Here is a 21,846-nt window from a genome sequence, read left to right as displayed (position 1 = left end):
GCGTTCGCGTAAATGAGGGGTCGAACGACGCACATCGCACGTGCCAATGGCCCTTCGTGGTTATGCAACGACGTACAGCGTCCTTTTTGGCAGAACCGGTCATCAGTGGGCCGGTCCCGAGAGGGAGGTCAGTATGTTTGCTGCCCACGGCAGGGCTGTGAGACCGTAGCCCGCAGCCGGAAATCGACGCGCTGACGCCCGGAGCTGTCTTGCCCGGACGCGTGCCCGAGCCGGCTTTTTTCGTTCCCCCTTTCCGAACAATCCGCGCCTCCTCACGCCCGCAACCGGGCGGCCGGGGGCGTTGTCTGCTCGCCGGGCACCCAACCAAACGGTCGCCCGGGAAGGAGTGCGTCATGGGCTACATCCGCTCCCGTTCCGCTGTTTCCCCGCTGCGCCGCGGCCTGTCGGTCGCCGCCCCGTCGCTGGCCTCGCCGGTTGCGTCCACCCGCACCACGGTCGCCACCGCCGTCGCCCTCCACCGTCCGGAGGAGCCGATGCACTGCATCCGCCCCGGCGTTCTGGAGGATACCGCCCGCAGCTTCGTCCGCGCCTTCGATGGCGTCGGCGAGGCGGCCGGGCGCGGCGCCGACGTGCTCTACGCCGTGAAGTGCAACCCGGAGCCCGCGGTGCTGCGCGCCCTGTGGGCCGGCGGCGTGCGTCATTTCGACGTCGCCTCCCCCGGCGAGATCCGTCTGATCCGCCAGATGTTCCCGGCGGCGGTGCTGCACTACATGCACCCGGTCAAGGGCCGGCAGGCCATCCGCGCCGCCTACGAGCAGTACGGCGTGCGCGACTTCGTGCTCGATTCCCGCGAGGAGCTCGAGAAGATCCTGGAGGAGACCGGCAACGCCGCCGATCTCGGCCTCGTCGTCCGGCTGGCACTGCCGAAGGGCAATGCCGTCTACGACCTGTCCGGCAAGTTCGGCGCGCCGGTCGCCGAGGCGGTCGAGCTGCTGCGGGCGGTGCGGGCGGTGGCGCCGAAGGTCGGCCTGTCCTTCCATGTCGGCTCCCAGATGCTCGATCCCTCGGCCTATGAGCGGGCGATCGCGCTGGCCGGCCGGGTGATCGCCGAGTCCGGCGTGGCGATCGACGTACTGGACGTCGGCGGCGGCTTCCCCGTCTCCTACCCCGGCGTCACGCCGCCGCCGCTCGGCGACTTCATGGCCGCCATCACCCGCGCCGTGACGGCGCTCGACCTGCCGTCGCAGTGCCGCGTCTGGTGCGAGCCCGGCCGGGCGCTGGTCGCGCCGGGCGTGTCGCTGGTCGTCCAGGTGATCAAGCGCCGCGGCAGCGAACTGTTCATCAACGACGGCGTCTACGGCGCCCTGTCCGACGCCGGCGTGCCGGGCTTCCGGTTCCCGGTGCGGATGATCCGTCCCTTCGCCGCCATGACCGACGCGCCGCTGGAGGCCTTCTCCTTCTACGGGCCGACCTGCGACAGCGCCGACAGGATGAACGGCCCCTTCCACCTGCCGGCCGACATCCGGGCCGGCGACTGGATCGAGCTGGGGCAGCTCGGCGCCTACGGCTCGTGCCTGCGGACCGCGTTCAACGGGTTCGATCAGGCGCGGGTGGTCGACGTGTGCGACCCGCCGCTGCTGGAGACCCCCGGCTACGCCCTGACCGCGCGCGTCGCCTGAGACCGGCCCTCCCCGGGAGCGTCACCTAAGGACTGTGGCACTTCGGTAGAAATCCTGAGACAATAACCATCACATTCGCTGGTCCGGTGACCCCCGCCGCCCGAAAGAAGGGGCGGGGTCGCCGGACTGTGTTTAACATCCAGCCTTTGGGGGACAAGAACAAATGGCCCTGGACACGAAGCACTGCAGGTTCACCGGCCGGATGGTCATCGTCGGTTTCGGCTCGATCGGTCAGGGTGTGCTGCCCTTGATCTTTCGCCACATCGACGGGATCACGGCGGACCGCATCACCATCGTGACGGCCGAGGAACGGGGCCATGACGAGGCCGACAAGTTCGGCGTCCGGTTCATCAACAATCCCCTGACGCGGGACAACTACGCGCAGGTGCTGGAGCCGCTGCTGGGCAAGGGCGACTTCCTGGTCAACCTGTCGGTCGACGTGTCCTCCGTCGCGCTGGTCGAGTTCTGCCACAGGGTCGGGGCCCTCTACATCGACACCTGCATCGAGCCGTGGGCCGGCGGGTACACCGACACCACGCTGACGCCCTCGCTGCGCTCCAACTACGCCCTGCGCGAGCAGGCGCTGGCGCATCGGCCCGACTATGCCGGCGGCCCGACCGCCGTGCTGACCCACGGCGCCAACCCGGGCCTCGTCTCCCATTTCGTCAAGCAGGCGCTGCTGAACATCGCCCGGGACACCGGCCATGGCGCGGCCGAGCCGGCGACGCGCGAGCAGTGGGCGCAGCTTGCCCACGACCTGGGCATCAAGGTGATCCACGTCGCCGAGCGCGACACCCAGGTGTCCAGCATCCCCAAGAAGGTCGGCGAGTTCGTCAACACATGGTCGATCGACGGCTTCGTCGGCGAAGGCTGCCAGCCGGCCGAGCTCGGCTGGGGCACCCATGAGAAGCAGCTTCCGCCGGACGGCGAGCGGCACGGCTTCGGCTGCGACGCCTCGATCTTCCTGAACCGGCCGGGCGCCTCCACCCGCGTGCGCACCTGGACGCCGCTGGAAGGCCCGTTCCACGGATTCCTCATCACCCACAGCGAGGCGATCTCGATCGCCGATTTCTTCACGCTGCGCGACGGCGACAGGGTGGTCTACCGCCCGACCTGCCACTACGCCTACCATCCGAGCGACGACGCGGTGAAGTCGGTGCATGAGCTGGCCGGCAAGAACTGGACCATTCAGAAGGAAAAGCGCCTTCTGATGGACGAGATCGTCAGCGGCATGGACGAGCTGGGCGTGCTGCTGATGGGCAACCCGAAGGGCGTCTACTGGTACGGCTCGCGCCTGACCATCGGCAAGGCGCGCGAGCTGGCGCCCTACAACAACGCCACCTCGCTGCAGGTCACGGTCTCGGTGCTGTCCGGCATCGTCTGGGCGATCGAGAACCCGAATCGCGGCCTGATCGAGCCGGAGGACATGAACTTCCGCCGCGTGCTGGAGGTTGCCACCCCCTATCTCGGCGAGGTGGTCGGCGCCTATGGCGACTGGACGCCGCTGCAGGACCGCAACCGCCTGTTCCCGGAGGATGTGGATCTGGAGGATCCCTGGCAGTTCAAGAACATCCGCGTGGTCTGAGCCGGACCGCGAAGGAGACCGACGGGCGCCCCTATCCGGGCGCCCGTTTTTCGTTCGGTGTACCCAAGCTGGCGCGTAGGTATTTACACAAGAATGCCGCATTTTTCGGCAGCTTGACGGCTTTTTGAACAACACATAGGATCGCGGCCCACCCCGCCGGCTGCTCAGCCCTGGCTGTACAATCCTGGACCGGATCGCCCCTGATGAAGCGCGTCGGAGCCTATTTCGGAAAGATGAAGGGCAACGGGCAGGCGCCGGAGCGCCCGCCCCTGCGCGAGGTCCTGTGGTCCTGGTTCGGCAGCGGTGCCGGGATCGGCGCCGTCACCATGGTCTCGATGCTCAGCAAGCTGCCGCTGCTGGTGGCGCCGCTGGGGGCGACCTGCGTGCTGATCTTCGCGGCGGCCGACAGTCCGCTGGCCCAGCCGCGCAGTGTCCTCGGCGGCTATCTCATCTCGGCGGTCATCGGGGTTCTGGCATTGACCGTCGTCGGGCCGGCGCCCTGGGTGATCGCCCTGTCGGTCGCCACCGCCATCGCCGTGATGCAGCTGACCCGCACGCTTCACGCCCCGGCCGGCGCGGTGCCGCTGCTGGCCTTCTCCGCCGGCACCGATCCGGCCCTGCTGATCCCGACCGTCATGGCCGGAGCGGCCACGCTGATCGGGATCGGGCTGCTGGTCCACAATCTCCGCCACGACCGGGCCTATCCCCGCTACTGGATCTGACGGGAGACCGGCCGGGCTGCCCGGCCGTCAGGGGATCAGGGCCGGCAGGTCGAAGCGGGTGGCGAAGGCGAGCATCATGCCGTTGCCGGCGGCGGAGCCCACCCGCAGCACGCCGTTGCCGACGACCGTCGGGAACTTGCCCTTCTGCAGGCACTGCTGGGCCTTCTCCAGATCGGTCACGCGGACCACGGCGCCGGCCAGGAAGGGGCGCGGCACCGTCTCGAAGGCCGGGTCGCTGGTCCACACCCAGTGAAGGGCCGCCGGGGTGGCGACGACGATCGGCGTGTCTCCCGTCCGCACCAGCAGCGCCGGCCCCTGTGCCTCGACCGTGCCGCCGAACAGCCGGGCATAACTCTCCGCCACCGGCTGGGGATCGTCGGCCGCGATGACCAGGGCGGCGAGCCCCGCCGCCGTGTTGGCATGCTCCACATACTCCGGCCGCCAGACGAGGTCGCGGGTGTGGTGCTGGCAGAGGAAGACGCGTCCGCCGGGCGTGGCGGCGGGGTCGATCTGGCTGATGGTGAAGCGGGCGTCGCGCGTCCCGTCCGCGACCTGCACCGGCCGGCCGAAATCGACCGCCTCGGTCACCGGGAAGCCGGCGGCGGTCAGCGGTGCCATGGCGCCGCGCGCATCGTCGGTCTTCAACGCCAGCGCGGCCAGTCCCTCGCGCCGGCGCAGGAACTCCGCGTAATGGGCATTGGCCGGCCGCTGCTCCTCGACGCCGAGCAGCTCGATGTAGTCGTCGGCCTTGAACATGATGGTGTGGTTGGCCGTCTTCAGCTCGGTATGCCGGCCGCGCGGCGTCACGGTGAAACCGAGGCGCGTCCAGCGGTCCTGCGCCTCGTCGAGGTCGCGGACGGCGACGACCAGATGATCCAGTCCCTTCAGCATGCGGCGGCCTTCCCTCCCGGTTGCGGCCCCAGCGATAGACCAGAGCAGGGCGGCGGGCAAGGTCCGACTGCAGGAGGCCGGCTGCATGAAAAAGGCCGGGCGCCGACGGCGGCGGCCCGGCCCGATCAGGAGAGGCGATCCGCCTTACAGGGCCTGCGTCAGCTCCGGCACGGCCTTGAAGAGGTCCGCGACGAGCCCGTAATCGGCGACCTGGAAGATGGGCGCTTCCTCGTCCTTGTTGATCGCGACGATGACCTTGCTGTCCTTCATGCCGGCGAGGTGCTGGATCGCACCGGAGATGCCGACCGCGATGTACAGCTCGGGCGCCACGATCTTGCCGGTTTGCCCGACCTGGTAATCATTGGGCACGAAGCCCGCGTCGACCGCCGCCCGGCTGGCGCCGACCGCCGCCCCCAGCTTGTCGGCCAGCGCCTCCAGAAGCACGAAGTTCTCGCCCGACTGCATGCCCCGGCCGCCCGACACCACCACCCGCGCCGCCGTCAGCTCCGGACGCTCCGACTTCGTCAGCTCCGCCGAGACGAAGCGCGACAGACCGGCCGCCACGTCCTGCGCCGCCGCCACGCTCTCGACCGCCGCAGCACCACCTTCGCCGGCCGCCGCCTCGAAGGCGGTGGTGCGCACGGTGACCACCTTCACCGCGTCCGGCGACTGCACCGTCGCGATCGCGTTGCCGGCATAGATCGGCCGCTCGAAGCTGTCCGCCGACACCACCGCCGTGATGTCCGACACCATCGCCACGTCCAGCAGGGCCGCCACCCGCGGCAGCAGGTTCTTGCCCATCGACGTCGCCGCCGCCAGCACATGGCCGTAGCCACCCTGGGCAAGCCCCACCACCAGCGGCGCCACCGCCTCGGGAAGCTGGTGGGCATAGGCGGCATCGTCGGCCAGCAGCACCTTCGCCACACCGGCCACCCTGGCCGCCGCCGCCGCCGCGGCCTGCGCCCCCTGGCCGGCCACCAGCACGTGGATCTCCCCGCCAATCCTGCCGGCCGCCGTCACCGCATGCAGCGTGGCGGGCTTCAGCGTCGCGTTGTCGTGCTCCGCGAGAACAAGAATGCTGGCCATGGTCAGATCACCCGCGCTTCGGTCTTCAGCTTGTCCACCAGGGCGGCGACGTCCGCCACCTTCACGCCGGCCTTGCGCTTGGCCGGCTCGGCCACCTTGAGCGTCTTCAGCCGCGGCGCCACGTCGACGCCCAGGCTGTCGGGCGTCACGGTCTCCAGCGGCTTCTTCTTGGCCTTCATGATGTTGGGCAGCGAGGCGTAGCGCGGCTCGTTCAGCCGCAGGTCGGCCGTCACCACCGCCGGCAGGGCGAGCTCGACCGTCTCCAGACCGCCGTCGATCTCGCGCGTCACCGTGACCTTGCCCTCGCCGGCCGCCAGCTTCGAGGCGAAGGTGCCCTGGCCCCAGCCGAGCAGGGCGGCGAGCATCTGGCCGGTCTGGTTGCAGTCGTCGTCGATCGCCTGCTTGCCCAGGATGACGAGCTGCGGGCCCTCCTTGTCGACCAGCGCCTTCAGCGTCTTGGCCACCGCCAGCGGCTGGGTCTCGGCGTCGGTCTGCACCAGGATGGCCCGGTCGGCCCCCATGGCGAGTGCCGTGCGCAGCGTCTCCTGCGAGGCCGCAGGACCGATCGACACCGCCACGATCTCCACCGCCTTGCCCGCCTCCTTCAGACGGACCGCCTCCTCGACCGCGATCTCGTCGAACGGGTTCATGCTCATCTTCACGTTGGCGGTCTCAACGCCGGACCCATCCACCTTCACGCGGATCTTCACGTTGTAGTCCACCACCCGCTTCACGGGTACGAGGATCTTCATGCCAATCTTCTCCTTCCTCGGCTTTCTTTTCCGTTTCCCCTCGGGCCCGATCGGCTCGGGCTTCTCGTCTCCCCTTGCGGCGGCGCTCAGGCTGCCGCCGGCAGCGGCTGTTCGCGCCAGGCCACCACGAAGTCCGGCATGGGCGGCGATTCGACCGCCACGCCGAGCGCACCCAGCACCGCCGCCGGCGGCACCACCGTTCCGCGGTGGATGAAGGCGCCCTGCATGACCGCCACGGCGGCCGTCCCCTCGGCGGTCTCCATGCGGTGCTCCATGAACACGTACTTCTCGTCCCAGCACAGCACCCGGCTGACCAGGGTGAAGCGCTGGAACGGCCGCAGCGACCGGCGGAAGCGCACATTCGCCGCACCGATCACCGGCTGCCAACGGTTCTTCAGGATGAGCGGCGCCATCCCGGTGCGAATCATCAGGTCGATCCGCCCCAGATCCATCAGGCTGAGGTAGCGGGCGTTGGTCATGTGCATGTTGACGTCGAGGTCGGTGGGCCAGACCCGCATGGACAGCCGCGTGGCGTCCAGCAGCCCGACCCGCCGGCCGGCCAAGGCCGCGACGAGCACCGCCATCAACCGGAACAGCAGGTTCATGCCGCCCCTCCCCCGCACCAACCGGGCTGCTGCCCGGATCGCCGCCCGGATTGCCGCGTCATCGTCCCTCTCCTCCCCTGGTCTGCCCCTGGTCTGCCGGCCGGGCCTTCGGAAGCGAGGGTCTGCGACGCCGCTCCGGCCTCAGTCGCCCTTGGCCTCGGCAGCCCCGCGTTCCGCGAGGGCGCCGAGCACCTGGTCCTCGATATCCTTCAGCTCCTTCACGGTCGCCTCCAGATCCTCGCGCTGCTGGGCGAGATCCTGAAGGCGCTGCCGCACCCGCTTCAACAGGGTCTTCTGCTGCTCCACCCCGCCATCGACGTTGTAGAGGTCGAGATACTCCCGGATCTCCGCCAGCGAGAAGCCCAGCCGCTTGCCGCGCAGGATCAGCTTCAGCCTGGCCCGGTCGCGCTTGGTGTAGACGCGGTTGTTGCCGACCCGGCTGGGTGCCAGCAGCCCCTTCACCTCGTAGAACCGGAGCGCGCGGGGGTGATGCCAAGCTCCTCCGCAAGCTGGTTGACCGTATAAAGCTGTTCCATCCGTGGTCGGGCCTTCGTTCATTCTCGCCGCATATCGGCGAGCCGTTCCTACCACAGCGATGGCTGCGTGATAAGCATGCCGTTTACGTGCCGGTCAGCCCCTTTCCGTCCGGTCAGCCTGTTGACTTCGCGGCGGCCTCGGCGATCAGCTCCTTCTTCGACAGCTTGCCGACCGCCGTTTTCGGCAGCTCGGCGCGGAATTCGAACGCCGTCGGCATCTCGATCCGCGAAATCTTGTCGCGCAGGAAATCGCGCAGCGCCTCCGCCGTCAGGGTCGCTCCCGGCTTCACCTGGACGAAGGCCTTGGGCGTCTGCCCGCGGTATTCGTCGGCGATGCCGATGACGCAGGCCGCGACGACGTCCGGATGCTGGTAGATCGCCTCCTCGATCACCCGCGGATAGACGTTGTAGCCGCTGCAGATGATCAGTTCCTTCAGGCGGTCGAGCAGGAAGACGTAGCCGTCCTCGTCCATCAGCCCGACGTCGCCGGTGAAGAGCGCGCCGTCCACGATGGTCCGCGCCGTCTCCTCCGGCCGGTTCCAGTAGCCGGCCATGACGTTGGGACCGTAGACGACCACCTGCCCCTTCTCGTTGAGGCCGAGGACCTTCGTCGGATCCTCCAGCCCGCGGATCTCGAACCGCACCCCCGGCAGCGGCAGTCCGATCGAGCCCTCCTTGTTCAACCCGGTCAGCGGGTTGCAGGCACAGACCGGCGAAGCCTCCGACAGGCCGTAGCCTTCCACCAGGACGCAGCCGGTCGCGCTCTCGAACTGGCGCTTCAGCTCCATCGGCAGCGGCGCGCCGCCGGAGATGCAGTAGCGGATCGAGCGCAGCGGATAGCGGTCCACCTTCGGATGGCTGATCAGCGCCTTGTACATGGTGGGCACGCCGGGCAGCAGGGTCGGCTTGCGCTTGGCGATGGTCTTCAGGACCTGCTCGGTCTCGAAGCGCGGCAGCATGACCAGTTCGGCCCCGGCGGCGAGACCCATGTTCAGCACCACCGTCATGGCGAAGACGTGGAAGAAGGGCAGCACCGCCATCATGCGCTCCTCCCCCAGCTTCATGCCGGGGAACCACGCCTTCACCTGCTGGGCGTTCGCCACGAGGTTGGCATGGGTGAGCATGGCGCCCTTCGGCACGCCGGTGGTGCCGCCGGTGTATTGCAGCACCGCCACGTCGCGCAGCGGATCGATCCGCACCGGCCGCACGGCGCCGTCGTTGGCCAGCAGCTCGTCGAAATCGACATGCTTGGCGTCGGAGGGGACCGGCGCCACCTCGCTGCGCTTGAGCACGCGGAACAGCGCGCCCTTCACCGCCGGCAGGATGGAGGTCATGCGGCAGACGACCACCCGCTTCAGCCGCGTGCGCTCCAGCATCAGGGCGACGCGCGGGTAGATCTGCTTGAGATCGAGCGTGACCATGATCTCGGTCCCGGAATCCTCGATCTGGTGCTCCAACTCCCGCTCGACATAGAGGGGGTTGTAGTTGACCACCGTGCCGCCGGCCTTCAGCACCCCGAAATAGGCGATGACGAAGGTCGGCGAATTGGGCAGGCACAGCCCGACCTTGACGCCCGGCCCGACGCCCAGCGCCTGGAAGCCCTTGGCGGCACGGTTCACCAGCGCCAGAACCTCGCCGTAGCGGTAGCGCCGCCCGAGGAAATCGAGGCAGGGCCGGTCGGCGAAGCGCTTGCCCGCCTGCTCGAACAGCTCCCACAGGGGCATCGGGGCGAAGGGCTGGTCCCAGGCGATGTCCGCCGGGTAGTGGTCCAGCCAGGGGAACCGCTTGCCGTCCGGCATGGTCGCGCGCGCCTGCTGCCCAGCCATGTCCTGGTTCACCATGTCCGCTCCCTCTCAGCTCGAAACGGAGAGCGGAGGCACGGGGATGGGCGTCGGTATCGGCATCGTTTCCTCCGGGCTGTGGCTGGTTCCCGACCCGTCGCGGCACCGGGAGCGCGTCGCCGCCACCGGCCGGAACCTATTCGTTATGACGTTGACGTAAACGTAATGTTGGCCTACTGTCAAGACCCCAAGCAATGCAACCTTCCAGAGAACGCCGATCCATGGTCGAGACCATCCTCCAGGAAATGCGCGCCCGCGCCACCACGCTCCGCAGCCTGAACGCCGCCGTCCAGTTCGACCTCGGCGAGGGACGGCTGATCCATGTGGATGCCCGCAGCACGCCGGTCGCCATCACCCAGGGCGACGGCGACGCCGACTGCACCATCCGCATTTCCCCGGAAAACCTGCAGAAGCTGATCAACGGCAAACTGAACCCGATGCTGGCCTTCACCATGGGCAAGCTGAAGGTCGACGGCTCCAAGGGCATCGCGATGAAGCTCGCGCAGCTTCTCGACGAGTAGCCGGCCCTTCCGGTCCGAAGGCGGCCACCTGCCCGGCAAGACGAAGCCGCCCGGACCGCACCCTGTCGCGACAGACAAACGTCGTTCCGATAACACAGTGGGAGGAAACATGACGAAGACCGCGTTCCGCGCCCTGGTCACGGGCGCCACCCTGACGGCTGCCGCCCTGGCGCTGGCGGCGCCCGCCGCCGCGGCCGCCCGCACGCTGAGCTACCAGATCCTGATGGGCGACGATCCCATCGGCACCGAGGAGGTGAAGCTGGACCAGCAGGGCGACCAGACCAAGGTGACGGTCACCGCGACCACCCGCGTGAAGGTGCTGTTCATCAACTTCCGCTACGACCACCAGCGCGAGGAGCTGTGGAAGGGCTCGACCCTGCAGTCCCTGCGCGGCAAGACCGACGACGACGGCACCCCGCACGTCATGGAGCTGACCCGCCAGGGCTCCGGCTACGTCATGACGGTCGACGGCAAGAGCAGCGAGCTGCCGGGCAACGCCCTGCCGCTGACCCTGTGGACGCCGGAGGTGCTGAAGCACCCGCTGCTGCTCTCCGTCATCGACGGAGCCCGCTACACCGTGAACAGCCAGACCGTCGGCAAGGAGACGGTGGAGGCCGGCGGCAAGGCCCAGGAGGCGACCCGCCACCGCATCTCCGGCGAGGTCGACCGCGAACTGTGGTACGCCGCCGACGGCACGCTGCTGAAGACGCGCTTCAAGCGCAGCGGCTATGATATTACCTATGTCCTGAAATAAGGCCCCGAACCCGAGAGCGCGATGCCCATCTTCGTATTCCCCGACGAGCCCACCTGGAACGAGGAGGCGGATGCCGTCGAGTTCGCCGTGGAGGTTGGGGAATACAGGGGCCGCGTCTTCGTGCCCCGGCGGGCCATGCAGACGCTGATCGGCCATACGCCGAAGCCGGAGGAGGCGGTCGAGCGCGTCTGCCTGAACCAGCCGCTGTTCGAAAAGGCGGTCGAGCTGCGCATCATCGACCGCAACCTCGACCCGGACGCCAACATCCACCTGACCGCCCGGGACCTGCGCCGCGCGGCGGGGTGAGGGACCGTCCCCCTCCCCGCCCCCGGTCGTTCTTGACGATCGCCCTTGGCGGTCAGCCCTGGCGGTAGTTCGGCGACTCGTTGGTGATCGTGATGTCGTGGACGTGGCTCTCGCGCAGGCCCGCGTTGGTGATGCGCACGAACTCGCACTTCTCGCGCATTTCGGCGATGGAGCGGCTGCCGGTGTAGCCCATCGCCGCCCGCAGTCCGCCGACGAGCTGGTGGATCACCGCCGACACCGGCCCCTTGTAGGGCACGCGGCCTTCGACGCCCTCCGGCACCAGCTTCATGGTGGAGACTTCCTGCTGGAAGTAGCGGTCGGCCGAGCCGCGCGCCATGGCGCCCACCGAGCCCATGCCGCGATAGCTCTTGTAGGATCGGCCCTGGTAGAGGATGACCTCGCCGGGGCTCTCGTCGGTGCCGGCGAACAGGCTGCCCAGCATGGCGCAGCTCGCCCCGGCGGCGATCGCCTTGGCGAGATCGCCGGAATACTTGATGCCGCCGTCGGCGATCACCGGGATGCCCTGCTTCCCGCACTCCTCCACCACGTCCATGATGGCGGTGAGCTGCGGGACGCCGACGCCGGCGATGATGCGGGTGGTGCAGATGGAACCCGGGCCGATGCCGACCTTGATGGCGTCGGCGCCGGCGTCGATCAGGGCCTTCGCGGCGTCCGCGGTGGCGACGTTGCCGGCGACCACCTGGGTGTAGTTCGACAGGCTGCGGGCGGCCCGCACCTGGTCCAGCACCTTCAGCGAGTGGCCATGGGCGGTATCGACCACCAGCACGTCGACGCCCGCGTCGAACAGCGCCTCGGCGCGCGCCAGTCCGTCGTTGCCGGTGCCGGTCGCCGCGGCGACGCGCAGCCGGCCCTTCTCGTCCTTGCAGGCGTTGGGATAGGCCTGCGCCTTCTCGATGTCCTTGACGGTGACGAGGCCGATGCAGCGGTAGTCCTCGTCCACCACCAGCAGCTTCTCGATGCGGTGCTGGTGCAGCAGGCGCTTGGCCTCGTCCTGGCTGACGCCCTCGCGCACGGTGACCAGCTTCTTGGTCATCAGCTCGCTGACCGGCTGGCGCGGATCGGTGGCGAAGCGGACGTCGCGGTTGGTCAGCATGCCGACCAGCTTGCCGCTGCCGCGGGAATCCATCGTCTCGACCACCGGGATGCCGGAGATCCGGTAGTCCGCCATCAGTTGCAGCGCGTCGGCCAGGGTGGCGTCGGGCGTGATGGTGATCGGATTGACCACCATGCCGGATTCGAAGCGCTTGACCTTGCGGACCTCTTCGGCCTGCTGCTCGATCGTCAGGTTGCGGTGGACGACGCCGATTCCGCCGGCCTGGGCCATGGCGATGGCGAGCCGGCTTTCCGTCACCGTGTCCATGGCCGAGGACATCAGCGGGATGCCGAGCTCGATGGTCTTCGTCAATCTTGTCCGGGTATCCACATCGTTCGGCAGGACGGAACTCTCGGCCGGAACCAAGAGGACGTCATCGAAGGTCAGGGCTTCGCGAATCGGAGTGACTCGGGCCATCGGTGGTCTCCCGGATGAAAATTTGCCGCACTATACACAAGACCGTGGGCTTGTGAAGCCGCAGGACCACAGCATCTGTCATCCGCACGGCCCGCACGGCGCAGGTCAGCCATGCCCCCGGGCGTAGCGGCCGCCTGCCCTGCCGATGCCGCCGCTCCGGTCAGTCGTTGATGTTGGCGCCGCGGAAGCCGGTGGCAACCACATAGGTCTCCGACGACTCCGCCCGGCTGGCCGGCGGCTTGGCGTGCTTGACCACGGCGAAGTTGCGCTTCAGCCGGTCGAGCAGCGACCGCTCCGCCCCGCCCTGGAACAGCTTGGCCACGAAGGCCCCGCCCGGCGCCAGCACCTCCTCGGCGAAATCATAGGCGGCCTCGGCCAGCGCCATGATGCGCAGGTGGTCGGTCTGCTGGTGCCCGGTGGTCGGCGCCGCCATGTCGCTGAGCACCACGTCGGCCGGGCCGCCCAGCGCCTCCTTCAGCCGCTCGGCCGCCCCTTCCTCGAGGAAGTCGGCCTGCATGGTGGTGGCGCCGGGGACCGGGTCCATCGGCAGGATGTCGAGCCCGACCACCACCCAGCCGGGCTTGGCGGTCGACACCCGCTCCACCGCGATCTGCGTCCAGCCGCCCGGCGCCGCGCCGAGGTCGACCACCCGCTTGCCCGGCCCCAGGAGATGGAACTTCTCGTCGAGCTGCATCAGCTTGAAGGCGGCGCGGGAGCGATAGCCGCGCTTGTTCGCCTCGGCGACGTAGGGGTCGTTGAGGTGACGCTCCAGCCATCGCCGCGAGGATTCGGAGCGGCTGTTGGCGCTCTTCACGCGAACGGCGGTGCGGCGGCCGGTGGGCCGCGACGAGGGGGTCTTTCCGACCATGGTCCCGAACTTCCCTGTAAGACATCCAGCCGGGCGAACCTTGCCCGGCGCGCGAACAACAGGCCTGCGGGCCGATCCGTCAGTCGCCGGAGGCGCCGATCAGGTCCACGAGGATCCCTTCGCGCAGCCCCCGGTCGGCGATCCGCAGCCGGTCCACCGGCCAGGAGTCGCACAGCGCCTCCAGCACGGCACAGCCGGCCACCACGAGATCGGCCCGATCCTGTCCGATGCAGGGATGCCGTGCCCGGCCGTCGAAGTCCAGCCCCACGAGATGCCGGATCACCGTGCGGGCGTGGTCGATGCGCAGATAGCTGCCATCCACCGCGCGCCGGTCATAGCGGCACAGCCCGAGATGCACGCCGGCGAGCGTGGTGACGGTGCCGGAGGTGCCGAGCATCTGCACCCGCCCCTGCCGCACGAGGTCGCCGATGCCGTTGCGCTCCTCGAAAGGGCCGACGGCATCGGCCACGGCCTGCACCATGCGGCGGTACATGGCCGGCGTGACCTCCGGCCCGCCGAACTGCTCGGTCAGCCCGATGACGCCGCAGCGGATCGATGTCTGGTCGAGCACGCGCGGGCCGCGTCCCGGTTCGACCGCCAGCCACATCAGTTCGGTCGAACCGCCGCCGATGTCGAAGACGATGGCATAGGGATACTGCGCGTCGAGCAGCGCCGCGCAGCCGGCCAGGGCCAGCCTGCCCTCTTCCTGGCTGGAGATGATTTCGATGGCGATGCCGGTCTCGCGCCCGACCGCGTCGACGAACTCGTTGCAGTTCCGCGCCCGGCGGCAGGCTTCGGTCGCCACGGCGCGGGCGGCGGTGACGCCGCGCCGCTCGATCTTCGCGCCGCACACCCGCAGGGCGGCGATGGCCCGCTCCATTGCGTGGTCGGAGAGCAGGTCGTTGCGGGTCATGCCCTCGCCCAGCCGGACGATGCGCGAGAAGGCGTCGATCACCCGGAAGCCGCCGCCGGGTGACGCGCGGGCGATCAGCAACCGGCAATTGTTGGTACCGAGGTCGAGGGCCGCATAGACCGGTCGCGCGAGCGCCGACGAACGCAACCGTTCGGTGCTGTTCTGCCGGTCACTGTGCAGTTGCAGGTCCACGACTCCTCCCTGTCGATCCTGAGGATCAACTGTACCCTCATTCCGCGGCGCGACGGAACCCTCCATCCGGTGGACATTATGTTTTCGTGACAGGCCCGACCGAAAAAAGTGCTTCACAAGCGGCCAAAGCCCCGTTATAAGCACGCCCCACGACGGGACGTGACGGAGACGTTGCGCTCGTGGACGGTCTGGGGGATCGTCTAGCGGTAGGACAGCGGACTCTGACTCCGCCAGCCTAGGTTCGAATCCTAGTCCCCCAACCAAGCTTTCCAAATGCCGTCAGTCATCGGCAGCCGCCCGCCGGAACCAGCGGGCCGGATTGGGGGATCGTCTAGCGGTAGGACAGCGGACTCTGACTCCGCCAGCCTAGGTTCGAATCCTAGTCCCCCAACCAACCTTTCCTCATTGCATAAGCCAGTATCGCCACTGATCGGGCGCGGGCACCTTCCCGGTGTGTTTCAGCGGCTGCGACAGGTCAACCCCGCAGGTCGTCCGCCGTTAGGATGCGCAGATCCGCGTCCGGCAGGTCAGGATCGTCGCTCCGGTGGAGCGGTATCCCTACGGTCGCCAGCACACGGATTCCGTCGAGCGGGATGATCGTCAACTGCTGGCGCAGGATCAGCGTCCGGTCGGCCACGCCTCGGTCGATGAAGGACAGGGAGAGGATGTCGCTCCTCCCCTCCAGCATCGGAAGGACATAGGTTTCGACCATCTCGCTGCTGCGGCCGGCGATCCTGGGGAGCATCGACGTCCCCAGCACGTCGAAGCGATGCTCGGCGAACAGTCCTTCCAGCGGCCGCGACAGCGCGTGGACCACCATTCCCGGGGTGTAGAGCGCCGACAACTGCTGCGTGGCACGGACCATGGCCTTGATGCCGAGGAAGGTCGGGTGGCTGTGGAAATGGCCCGACAGCATGTCCCGCAGGATCGCCTGGGCCGGTGCGGCCGGCACCTCCTGCCCTTCCTCCCACCGCGCCACCGCGTCCGCCGGAACAGGGATCATCGAGGCGAACTGCGCCCGGCTGAGGCCGTGAAGCCTGCGCAAGGCCCGCACAATGTTGGACCACTCGTGCACCCGCATGATCGGCTTCCCGGTTGCTCGTTCAGGCAATAATACCAGAATGACTTGTTGTTTTCCCTGTATATGAGGGGGGCTGGGGCCGGAATTCCGGCGTAAGACGGGCAGAGGTTCCGCGGCGGGCCAAGATGAACTGCGAAGCTTCACGTCGGACAGGAAAGGCGTGACGAAAACGAAAAGCCCTGGAGCCGTTGGCTCCAGGGCTTTCGTATCCTTCCGGAACTGGTCGGAGCGACAGGATTTGAACCTGCGACCCCCAGACCCCCAGTCTGATGCGCTACCAGGCTGCGCTACGCTCCGTCAGTTCGGTCCGCCGTGGCGGGCCTCGCTCCGGAAGGGAACGGGACTATAGCGGCGGGCTTTCCGCAACGCAACGGGTCCTTGAAGATTTTTTACGCCGTCGCTTCATCTTTTCTGCCGCATGCCCGGTCGAGAACCTGGCGCAGCGAGCGCAGTTCGTCGATCACCATCAGGATCTCGTGGCGCAGCGGTTCGGGAAGCGACGCCTCGCCCCCCTCCCCCACCCCGGAGGCCGGTTCGCACGGAGAGCCCGGGACATCGCAGGGCGACTCGTCCTCCGCATCCTCGGGCAGCGGCGGGGTCGGGTCGGCGACGCGCCCCTCGCGCAACAGGCGCTGAACCCCCTTGATCGTGTAGCGCTCCTGATAGAGCAGCGCCTGGATGCGGCGAAGAAGTTCCACGTCCTCCGGCCGGTAATAGCGCCGGCCGCCGCCCCGCTTCAGCGGGCGGATCTGCGGAAACTTGGTTTCCCAGAAGCGCAGCACATGCTGCGGCACGTCGAGATCGGCCGACACCTCGCTGATGGTGCGGAACGCCGTCGCCGACTTCATTGAAGCGTGGGGTCTCATGCCCGATCAGTCCCGGCCATCCTCAGCGTCCGGGCTCAGTGCCCGGTCCAGCCCCGCCCGCTCACGGAGCCGGAGCCTTGACGCGCCCCGCATCGGCCGCGTCCTGCACTTCGTTGATACGGTTCTTCAGGACGTGGCTGGCGCGGAAGACCAGGACGCGGCGCGGCAGGATCGGAACCTCCTCCCCCGTCTTCGGGTTGCGGCCGATCCGCTGCCCCTTCTGGCGGACCTGGAAGCTGCCGAAGGACGAGATCTTCACCATCTCCCCCCGCGCCAGCGCGTCGGAGATTTCGTCGAGCACGCTCTCGACCAGGTCGGCGGATTCGTTCCGCGACAGGCCGACTTCCTGATAGACCGCTTCGCTGAGCTGGGCGCGCGTGACGGTGTTCTGAGTCATGGTTCGCCTCCCCCCGCAACCTTTGGGCAAGACGGTAAACCGGGCCAAGAACACCCGTCAATTCAAAAGCTTGTCGTACTCCGTTGAAGCACCGTGCCGCGATGCAACAGGCGCGCCGCGCTTGCCGCCCGGCGCCGGGGCTACCAGCGGATCAGCGCCGAGCCCCAGGTCAGGCCGCCGCCGATGGCTTCCATCAGGATGAGGTCGCCGCTCCTGACCCGGCCGTCCTGCACCGCCTCGCCGAGCGCCAGCGGGATCGAGGCCGCCGAGGTGTTGCCGTGGCGGTCCACCGTCAGCACCACCTTCTCCGGCGGCAGCTTCATCTTGCGGGCCAGCCCGTCGATGATGCGGCGGTTGGCCTGATGCGGGACCAGCCAGTCGACGTCCGCGGCCTCCAGCCCGTTGGCGACCAGCGCCTCCTCCACCACGGAGGTCAGCTTGGTCACCGCATGGCGGAAGATCTCCTGCCCATGCATGTGGACATGGCCGACGGTGCGGGTGGAGGACGGGCCGCCATCGACATAGAGCAGGTCGTAGTGGGTGCCGTCGGAATGCAGGTGGGTGGACAGCACGCCGCGGTCGGCCGAGGTGCCGGTGGCCTCGTAGCCCTCCAGCACCAGGGCGCCGGCGCCGTCGCCGAACAGCACGCAGGTGGTGCGGTCGTTCCAGTCGAGGATGCGCGAGAAGGTCTCCGCCCCGATCACCAGGGCGCGGGTCGCCTGCCCCATCCGGATGAAGTTGTCGGCCACCGACAGGGCATAGACGAAGCCGGCGCACACCGCCTGGATGTCCATGGCGAAGCCGCGGGTGCCGAGCGCCGCCTGAACCTTGGTCGCCGTCGCCGGGAAGGTGTTGTCCGGCGTGGTGGTGGCCAGCACGATGCAGTCGATGTCGCCCGCCGTGATGCCGGCATGCTCCAGCGCGCGGGTCGCGGCGCCGATGGCGAGGTCGGAGGTGCACTCCCCGTCGGCGGCGATGTGCCGCGACCGGATCCCGGTGCGCTGGACGATCCACTCGTCCGAGGTGTCGACGATCTTCTCCAGATCGGCGTTGGTCACCACCTTGGCCGGAAGGAAGGAACCACAGCCCAGGACTCGGGAACGCTTGACCATGCTCAGACCGCCGCCGCCTTGGTGTCGGGAAGAGGATTCGCGTTCGCGACCCGCTGCATCTCTTCCTTGATGCGTTCGTTGAAGCTGTTCGCCGCCAGATTGACCGCCACCGCGATGGCGTTGGCGAATCCGACCGCGTCGGTGCCACCGTGGCTCTTCACGCAGACGCCGCGCAGGCCGAGGAACATCGCGCCGTTGTAGCGCCGCGGGTCGATCCTGGCCTTCAGCCGCTTGAAGGCGCCGCGCGCCAGCACATAGCCGATCTTCGCCAGCCAGGACGACTCGAAGGTCCGCCGCAGGAACTCCGAGAACAGCTTGGCGGTGCCCTCGGCGGTCTTGAGCGCGACGTTGCCGGTGAAGCCGTCGGTGACGATGACGTCCACCGTGCCGGCGCCGATGTCGTTGCCCTCGACGAAGCCGTGGAAGCGGCCGGGCAGAGGCATCTCGCGCAGGCGCGCCGCGGCGGCCTTCACCACCTCGTTGCCCTTCACGTCCTCCGACCCGATGTTCAGCACGCCGATGGTCGGCTCCACCAGCCCCAGCACGGTGCGCGCGAAGATGGCGCCCATCTGCGCGAACTGCACCAGGTTGTCCGGCGAGCATTCCGTGTTGGCGCCGAGGTCGAGCATCACGCTCTCGCCGCGCTGCGTCGGGAAGAACGACGCGATCGCCGGCCGGTCGATGCCCGGCAGCGTCTTCAACACGAACTTGGCCATCGCCATCAGCGCACCGGTGTTGCCGGCCGAGACGACGCAGGCCGCCTCGCCCTTCGCCACCGCGTCGATGGCAAGCCGCATGCTGGACTGGCGCCCCGCACGCAAGGCGACCGACGGCTTCGCGTCGCCCGCCACCGCGTCGGTGGTGTGCCGCACCTCAGCCACCGCCTTGAGGGACGGCCGCTGGTTCAACAGCGGCTCGATCCGTCCGGCGTCGCCGAAAAGCAGGAACCGCACCTCGGGGTGGCGTTCCCGGGCGATGTCCGCCCCGGCGACCACCATCTCGGGCGCATGATCGCCGCCCATGGCATCCAGGGCAATGGTCAGGCGCTGGCTCACGGCGAACAGGCTCCCTGGCTGAAGCGGGTCTCGGCAGCCCTACCCGACGTCACGCCGCCGGGGCGCTCTGAACCACTTCGCGCTGGTCGTAATGGCCGCAGGAGCCGCAGACGTGGTGCGGGCGCTTCAGCTCGCCACAGTTCGGGCACTCGTTGTACGCCGAGGTCGGCAGCGCGTGATGGGAACGCCGCATGTTGCGCCGCGACTTGGAAGTCTTCTTCTTCGGAACAGCCATGACCGTAAACTCTCTTCATTGGAAAAGGCGGCCCGAAGGGGGGCCGCCTAGCGCGAGCGGCATTCAATACGGCAATTGCCGTCGAAGGGCAAGCCCGTTCCGCCCCTTTTATCAACCGGGCCGCCCCCTGTTCAGTTGCCCCGCTTCAACCGCTCCAGCACGGCGAAGGGGTTCGGCTTCTCCGGCTCGGCGACCGGCTGCTCCTCTTCCTCCTCGCCCTCGTCATAGCCCTCGAAGTCGATGCCGGGGGCGCGGGGATAGGGGTCGAGGCCGAGCGACAGGTGCTGCGCCGTCAGCTCGCCGATGTCGATGCGGCCGTTGACCATCGGCTCGGGACTGTCCTCGTCGGCCACGGTCGGGTCGATGTCGATCTCGAGTCCCTCGTCCTCGATCATCGTCTCCGGCGCGAACAGGGCCTCGAAGCTCTCCGACACGTGGGCCGGCACAGGGTCGAGCGTGACCACGCAGGTCTGGACCACGTCGGCCTCCAGCGAGCCGGAAACGCGGATCATCTGGCCGCCGCGCACGGCGCGCAGCCGGACGGTGGCGGTCAGCCGGCCGATCCCCTCCAGCTCGAACCGCTCGGCGAGCGCCCGGCGCTCCGCCTCGGTCGCCTCGATCGTCTCGGTCAGGTCCGCGCGGCGGACCATCTCGGCGGACACGATCCGCGAGAATTCCGGTTTCGGCAGCGGTTCGGCGGCTCCGTGGCCGCGGTGGTCAGTCATCGCTCGCTATTTCCCTGGCACCAGATCTCCGGGCTCCCTGCCCTGCGGGACTGCACCCGTGTCCTGCCGGCGCAATCCCTTTCAGATGACGCCGGGCCGGCCGAAAGACAAGTCCCCCGGCCTGCCGCCGCCGTGGGCCGGGCGGATTGTGCGGCGCGTTTCCGGCGCACAATGCGCAGCATCGCGGATTTCCCTTCCGCCGCAACGGGTTCCGCCCGATCGTTCGCCTGCCGTCATTGTGCGGTGGCTGCACAACGGGATCGGCGACGGGATCGCCAGCGGAGTCGGTGGCAGTGGCAGTGGCAGCCGGGGCGCAGACGGTCGGGACGGACTCCAGGCATCGGCCGGACCGATCCTAGGGGACGCGCCGCCCCGCGGCAAGACCGGCCGGTCACGCGGCCAGCGGATCGGGCCAGCGGACGCGGCCGCCCAGCAGGTCCTCCAGCGGCTGGCCGGCGAGCAGCCGGTCGGCGGCCCGGACATAGCGGACCAGAGTCGCCAGCGCCTGCGGATCGGTCTCCAGCACGGTGCCGTAGACGTTGTTGTCCAGCGCCACCTCCAGCGTCGCGTCGCCCGCCTCCTGCAGCGCCGCGTCATAGGCCTGGATGCGGCCGGCCATGCCGCGGGCCATGGTCTTGACCTTGCGGGAGATGCCGCTGTCGCCCACCCCCAGCTCCATCACGCCGGCCTCGAAATCGGCGACCATGACCTCGTAGAGCGCCTGCGACCAGCGCGCGGCCTCCGCCCCCTGCCCCTTCAGCCGGCGCATCACCAGGAAGACGTGCAGCGCCACCATGTCGAAGCGGCCGTCCAGACTGTCGGGAACACCAAGCTGCTGGTAGAAAACGGGGTTTCTCGCCTGCCCGGCGATGGTGGCGAAGAATTCGGCCGCCGCGCGCCTTCCGCGGCGAGTCCCCAACAGGCGCCCGAACAGGGAAATCGGCACGGTTCCTCTCTCGATCGCGGCTGGCTGAACCAGATAGTTTCATTGACAGGATGAAGCGCCGGGTGCGATTGTCCCGGCAGTCCTGAGACTGGCCGGATCCCGAGTCGCACCGGACGAGTCGCCCCACCGGGGACGGTCCGGTCCCGGTTGCGGCGCCATCATAGCCTGAGCACCATGACGAGATCGAACATTTCCAAGCAGGACCGCCTTCTTCGAAGCAGCCGCCCGGTGCTGGGCGCCGTCCTTCTGGGACTCGCCGTCACCGGCTGCTCTCCCATCGTCGCCACCCGCGGCAACCTGACCGACCCCGAGCGGGTGGCGGAACTGCAGCCGGGCCAGAGCCGCCGCGACGATGTGGTGGCCGTGCTGGGCTCGCCGACCTCGGTCGGCACCTTCGACCAGAACACCTGGTACTACATCGGCCAGAAGACCGAGAAGATCGCCTTCTTCGAGCCGGACGTGATCGAGCGGCGGGTGGTCATCGTCAAGTTCGACGACGCCGGCACGCTGCGCGAGGTCAAGAAGCTGGACGAGACCAACGCCCAGCAGGTCGAGATGGTCGAGCGGACGACGCCGACCGCCGGCCGCGAGATGACCTTCCTGGAACAGATGATGGGCAACGTCGGCCGCTTCTCGGCCAAGGACAGCAAGGGCAAGGGCCCGGGGAGCTGACCGCCGGCGCGACG

23 protein-coding genes, 3 tRNA genes and 1 pseudogene are annotated in these 21,846 nt (G+C 68.6%); 9 read left to right on the top strand and 18 right to left on the bottom strand.

Features of this window, described 5'->3' with window-relative positions; genetic code table 11:
* The first annotated feature begins 353 nt into the window (after positions 1-353).
* The 3 genes from DEW08_RS12175 (at position 354) to DEW08_RS12165 (ending at position 3,947) form a co-directional block, all read left to right on the top strand.
* Entirely contained in the window at positions 354-1,640 is a 1,287-nt protein-coding gene (locus tag DEW08_RS12175) for a type III PLP-dependent enzyme (protein WP_109327450.1), read from the top strand.
* A 163-nt stretch (positions 1,641-1,803) separates the two neighbouring features.
* The gene (locus tag DEW08_RS12170) at positions 1,804-3,225 is read left to right on the top strand and encodes a homospermidine synthase (protein ID WP_109327448.1); all 1,422 of its coding nucleotides are present in this window, start codon (positions 1,804-1,806) and stop codon (positions 3,223-3,225) included.
* Positions 3,226-3,428: 203 nt separating this feature from the next.
* A complete protein-coding gene (locus DEW08_RS12165; RefSeq protein ID WP_109327446.1) occupies positions 3,429-3,947 on the top strand; it encodes an HPP family protein in 519 nt (172 codons plus the stop codon).
* 27 nt (positions 3,948-3,974) lie between these two features.
* Here the strand turns inward: DEW08_RS12165 and DEW08_RS12160 are convergent, their stop codons facing one another.
* The 6 genes and pseudogenes from DEW08_RS12160 to DEW08_RS12135 form a co-directional block, all read right to left on the bottom strand.
* The gene (locus tag DEW08_RS12160) at positions 3,975-4,838 is read right to left on the bottom strand and encodes a VOC family protein (RefSeq protein WP_109327444.1); all 864 of its coding nucleotides are present in this window, start codon (positions 4,836-4,838) and stop codon (positions 3,975-3,977) included.
* A 144-nt stretch (positions 4,839-4,982) separates the two neighbouring features.
* Positions 4,983-5,924: an electron transfer flavoprotein subunit alpha/FixB family protein gene (locus DEW08_RS12155; protein WP_109327442.1), complete on the bottom strand. Its 942-nt coding sequence runs from the start codon at positions 5,922-5,924 to the stop codon at positions 4,983-4,985.
* A gap of 2 nt (positions 5,925-5,926) precedes the next feature.
* Entirely contained in the window at positions 5,927-6,676 is a 750-nt protein-coding gene (locus tag DEW08_RS12150; protein ID WP_109327440.1) for an electron transfer flavoprotein subunit beta/FixA family protein, read from the bottom strand.
* Positions 6,677-6,762: 86 nt separating this feature from the next.
* The gene (locus DEW08_RS12145; RefSeq protein ID WP_109327438.1) at positions 6,763-7,281 is read right to left on the bottom strand and encodes a thioesterase family protein; all 519 of its coding nucleotides are present in this window, start codon (positions 7,279-7,281) and stop codon (positions 6,763-6,765) included.
* 141 nt (positions 7,282-7,422) lie between these two features.
* Positions 7,423-7,817 (bottom strand): annotated as a pseudogene (locus tag DEW08_RS12140) (MerR family transcriptional regulator).
* Between the two features lie 113 nt (positions 7,818-7,930).
* Positions 7,931-9,658, bottom strand: a complete 1,728-nt coding sequence (locus DEW08_RS12135; protein ID WP_342760765.1) for a long-chain-fatty-acid--CoA ligase — start codon at positions 9,656-9,658, stop codon at positions 7,931-7,933.
* A gap of 221 nt (positions 9,659-9,879) precedes the next feature.
* On the opposite strand from DEW08_RS12135, the gene DEW08_RS12130 reads away from it, so the two are divergent.
* The 3 genes from DEW08_RS12130 (at position 9,880) to DEW08_RS12120 (ending at position 11,239) form a co-directional block, all read left to right on the top strand.
* Positions 9,880-10,179, top strand: coding sequence for an SCP2 sterol-binding domain-containing protein (locus DEW08_RS12130; RefSeq protein ID WP_109327436.1), 300 nt, complete (start codon positions 9,880-9,882; stop codon positions 10,177-10,179).
* 109 nt (positions 10,180-10,288) lie between these two features.
* On the top strand, positions 10,289-10,933 hold the full coding sequence (locus DEW08_RS12125) for a DUF6134 family protein (protein WP_109327434.1): 645 nt from the start codon (positions 10,289-10,291) through the stop codon (positions 10,931-10,933).
* A 21-nt stretch (positions 10,934-10,954) separates the two neighbouring features.
* On the top strand, positions 10,955-11,239 hold the full coding sequence (locus DEW08_RS12120; protein ID WP_109327432.1) for a DUF1488 family protein: 285 nt from the start codon (positions 10,955-10,957) through the stop codon (positions 11,237-11,239).
* A gap of 52 nt (positions 11,240-11,291) precedes the next feature.
* On the opposite strand, the gene guaB is transcribed toward DEW08_RS12120, so the two are convergent.
* The 3 genes from guaB to DEW08_RS12105 form a co-directional block, all read right to left on the bottom strand.
* Complete coding sequence (gene guaB / locus DEW08_RS12115) at positions 11,292-12,770, bottom strand: IMP dehydrogenase (protein WP_109327429.1); 1,479 nt, start codon at positions 12,768-12,770, stop codon at positions 11,292-11,294.
* A 160-nt stretch (positions 12,771-12,930) separates the two neighbouring features.
* Positions 12,931-13,638 carry an RlmE family RNA methyltransferase gene (locus DEW08_RS12110; protein WP_109327427.1) on the bottom strand — a complete coding sequence of 236 codons (708 nt, stop codon included), beginning with the start codon at positions 13,636-13,638 and terminating at the stop codon, positions 12,931-12,933.
* A 79-nt stretch (positions 13,639-13,717) separates the two neighbouring features.
* Positions 13,718-14,743 carry a Ppx/GppA phosphatase family protein gene (locus DEW08_RS12105; RefSeq protein WP_109327425.1) on the bottom strand — a complete coding sequence of 342 codons (1,026 nt, stop codon included), beginning with the start codon at positions 14,741-14,743 and terminating at the stop codon, positions 13,718-13,720.
* 189 nt (positions 14,744-14,932) lie between these two features.
* Between DEW08_RS12105 and DEW08_RS12100 the strand changes: the two genes are divergently transcribed.
* Together DEW08_RS12100 and DEW08_RS12095 are read left to right on the top strand one after the other, a co-directional pair.
* Positions 14,933-15,006 (top strand) — tRNA-Gln (locus tag DEW08_RS12100).
* A gap of 57 nt (positions 15,007-15,063) precedes the next feature.
* A tRNA-Gln gene (locus tag DEW08_RS12095) sits at positions 15,064-15,137 on the top strand.
* Between the two features lie 81 nt (positions 15,138-15,218).
* On the opposite strand, the gene DEW08_RS12090 is transcribed toward DEW08_RS12095, so the two are convergent.
* From DEW08_RS12090 to DEW08_RS12050, 9 genes are all read right to left on the bottom strand, one after another.
* Positions 15,219-15,824, bottom strand: a complete 606-nt coding sequence (locus tag DEW08_RS12090; protein WP_109327423.1) for a helix-turn-helix domain-containing protein — start codon at positions 15,822-15,824, stop codon at positions 15,219-15,221.
* 220 nt (positions 15,825-16,044) lie between these two features.
* Positions 16,045-16,121: transfer RNA gene (locus DEW08_RS12085), tRNA-Pro, on the bottom strand.
* Positions 16,122-16,213: 92 nt separating this feature from the next.
* Positions 16,214-16,672, bottom strand: a complete 459-nt coding sequence (locus DEW08_RS12080; RefSeq protein ID WP_181449446.1) for a MerR family transcriptional regulator — start codon at positions 16,670-16,672, stop codon at positions 16,214-16,216.
* A 79-nt stretch (positions 16,673-16,751) separates the two neighbouring features.
* Positions 16,752-17,087 carry an integration host factor subunit alpha gene (locus tag DEW08_RS12075; protein ID WP_109327419.1) on the bottom strand — a complete coding sequence of 112 codons (336 nt, stop codon included), beginning with the start codon at positions 17,085-17,087 and terminating at the stop codon, positions 16,752-16,754.
* 140 nt (positions 17,088-17,227) lie between these two features.
* Positions 17,228-18,199: a beta-ketoacyl-ACP synthase III gene (locus DEW08_RS12070; protein ID WP_109327417.1), complete on the bottom strand. Its 972-nt coding sequence runs from the start codon at positions 18,197-18,199 to the stop codon at positions 17,228-17,230.
* Positions 18,200-18,201: 2 nt separating this feature from the next.
* Positions 18,202-19,254: a phosphate acyltransferase PlsX gene (gene plsX, locus DEW08_RS12065; protein ID WP_109327415.1), complete on the bottom strand. Its 1,053-nt coding sequence runs from the start codon at positions 19,252-19,254 to the stop codon at positions 18,202-18,204.
* Positions 19,255-19,303: 49 nt separating this feature from the next.
* Positions 19,304-19,489, bottom strand: coding sequence for a 50S ribosomal protein L32 (gene rpmF, locus DEW08_RS12060; RefSeq protein ID WP_109327413.1), 186 nt, complete (start codon positions 19,487-19,489; stop codon positions 19,304-19,306).
* Positions 19,490-19,620: 131 nt separating this feature from the next.
* Positions 19,621-20,214: a YceD family protein gene (locus DEW08_RS12055; protein WP_109327411.1), complete on the bottom strand. Its 594-nt coding sequence runs from the start codon at positions 20,212-20,214 to the stop codon at positions 19,621-19,623.
* A gap of 391 nt (positions 20,215-20,605) precedes the next feature.
* Positions 20,606-21,160, bottom strand: coding sequence for a ubiquinol-cytochrome C chaperone family protein (locus DEW08_RS12050; protein WP_245986600.1), 555 nt, complete (start codon positions 21,158-21,160; stop codon positions 20,606-20,608).
* 174 nt (positions 21,161-21,334) lie between these two features.
* Between DEW08_RS12050 and DEW08_RS12045 the strand changes: the two genes are divergently transcribed.
* Entirely contained in the window at positions 21,335-21,832 is a 498-nt protein-coding gene (locus DEW08_RS12045) for an outer membrane protein assembly factor BamE (RefSeq protein WP_109327410.1), read from the top strand.
* Positions 21,833-21,846 lie beyond the last annotated feature (14 nt).

Origin of the sequence: Azospirillum thermophilum (genome assembly GCF_003130795.1) — a bacterium.
GTDB lineage: Bacteria > Pseudomonadota > Alphaproteobacteria > Azospirillales > Azospirillaceae > Azospirillum > Azospirillum thermophilum.
This window is presented reverse-complemented; position numbering and strand designations above follow the sequence as displayed.

Bases quoted from the DNA above. Each gene is read 5' to 3' on its own strand.
- DEW08_RS12175 (WP_109327450.1), top strand. From the start codon at position 354: ATGGGCTACATCCGCTCCCGTTCCGCTGTTTCCCCGCTGCGCCGCGGC.
- DEW08_RS12170 (WP_109327448.1), top strand. From the start codon at position 1,804: ATGGCCCTGGACACGAAGCACTGCAGGTTCACCGGCCGGATGGTCATC.
- DEW08_RS12165 (WP_109327446.1), top strand. From the start codon at position 3,429: ATGAAGCGCGTCGGAGCCTATTTCGGAAAGATGAAGGGCAACGGGCAG.
- DEW08_RS12160 (WP_109327444.1), bottom strand. From the start codon at position 4,838: ATGCTGAAGGGACTGGATCATCTGGTCGTCGCCGTCCGCGACCTCGAC.
- DEW08_RS12155 (WP_109327442.1), bottom strand. From the start codon at position 5,924: ATGGCCAGCATTCTTGTTCTCGCGGAGCACGACAACGCGACGCTGAAG.
- DEW08_RS12150 (WP_109327440.1), bottom strand. From the start codon at position 6,676: ATGAAGATCCTCGTACCCGTGAAGCGGGTGGTGGACTACAACGTGAAG.
- DEW08_RS12145 (WP_109327438.1), bottom strand. From the start codon at position 7,281: ATGAACCTGCTGTTCCGGTTGATGGCGGTGCTCGTCGCGGCCTTGGCC.
- DEW08_RS12135 (WP_342760765.1), bottom strand. From the start codon at position 9,658: ATGGTGAACCAGGACATGGCTGGGCAGCAGGCGCGCGCGACCATGCCG.
- DEW08_RS12130 (WP_109327436.1), top strand. From the start codon at position 9,880: ATGGTCGAGACCATCCTCCAGGAAATGCGCGCCCGCGCCACCACGCTC.
- DEW08_RS12125 (WP_109327434.1), top strand. From the start codon at position 10,289: ATGACGAAGACCGCGTTCCGCGCCCTGGTCACGGGCGCCACCCTGACG.
- DEW08_RS12120 (WP_109327432.1), top strand. From the start codon at position 10,955: ATGCCCATCTTCGTATTCCCCGACGAGCCCACCTGGAACGAGGAGGCG.
- guaB (WP_109327429.1), bottom strand. From the start codon at position 12,770: ATGGCCCGAGTCACTCCGATTCGCGAAGCCCTGACCTTCGATGACGTC.
- DEW08_RS12110 (WP_109327427.1), bottom strand. From the start codon at position 13,638: ATGGTCGGAAAGACCCCCTCGTCGCGGCCCACCGGCCGCCGCACCGCC.
- DEW08_RS12090 (WP_109327423.1), bottom strand. From the start codon at position 15,824: ATGCGGGTGCACGAGTGGTCCAACATTGTGCGGGCCTTGCGCAGGCTT.
- DEW08_RS12080 (WP_181449446.1), bottom strand. From the start codon at position 16,672: ATGAAGTCGGCGACGGCGTTCCGCACCATCAGCGAGGTGTCGGCCGAT.
- DEW08_RS12075 (WP_109327419.1), bottom strand. From the start codon at position 17,087: ATGACTCAGAACACCGTCACGCGCGCCCAGCTCAGCGAAGCGGTCTAT.
- DEW08_RS12070 (WP_109327417.1), bottom strand. From the start codon at position 18,199: ATGGTCAAGCGTTCCCGAGTCCTGGGCTGTGGTTCCTTCCTTCCGGCC.
- rpmF (WP_109327413.1), bottom strand. From the start codon at position 19,489: ATGGCTGTTCCGAAGAAGAAGACTTCCAAGTCGCGGCGCAACATGCGG.
- DEW08_RS12055 (WP_109327411.1), bottom strand. From the start codon at position 20,214: ATGACTGACCACCGCGGCCACGGAGCCGCCGAACCGCTGCCGAAACCG.
- DEW08_RS12045 (WP_109327410.1), top strand. From the start codon at position 21,335: ATGACGAGATCGAACATTTCCAAGCAGGACCGCCTTCTTCGAAGCAGC.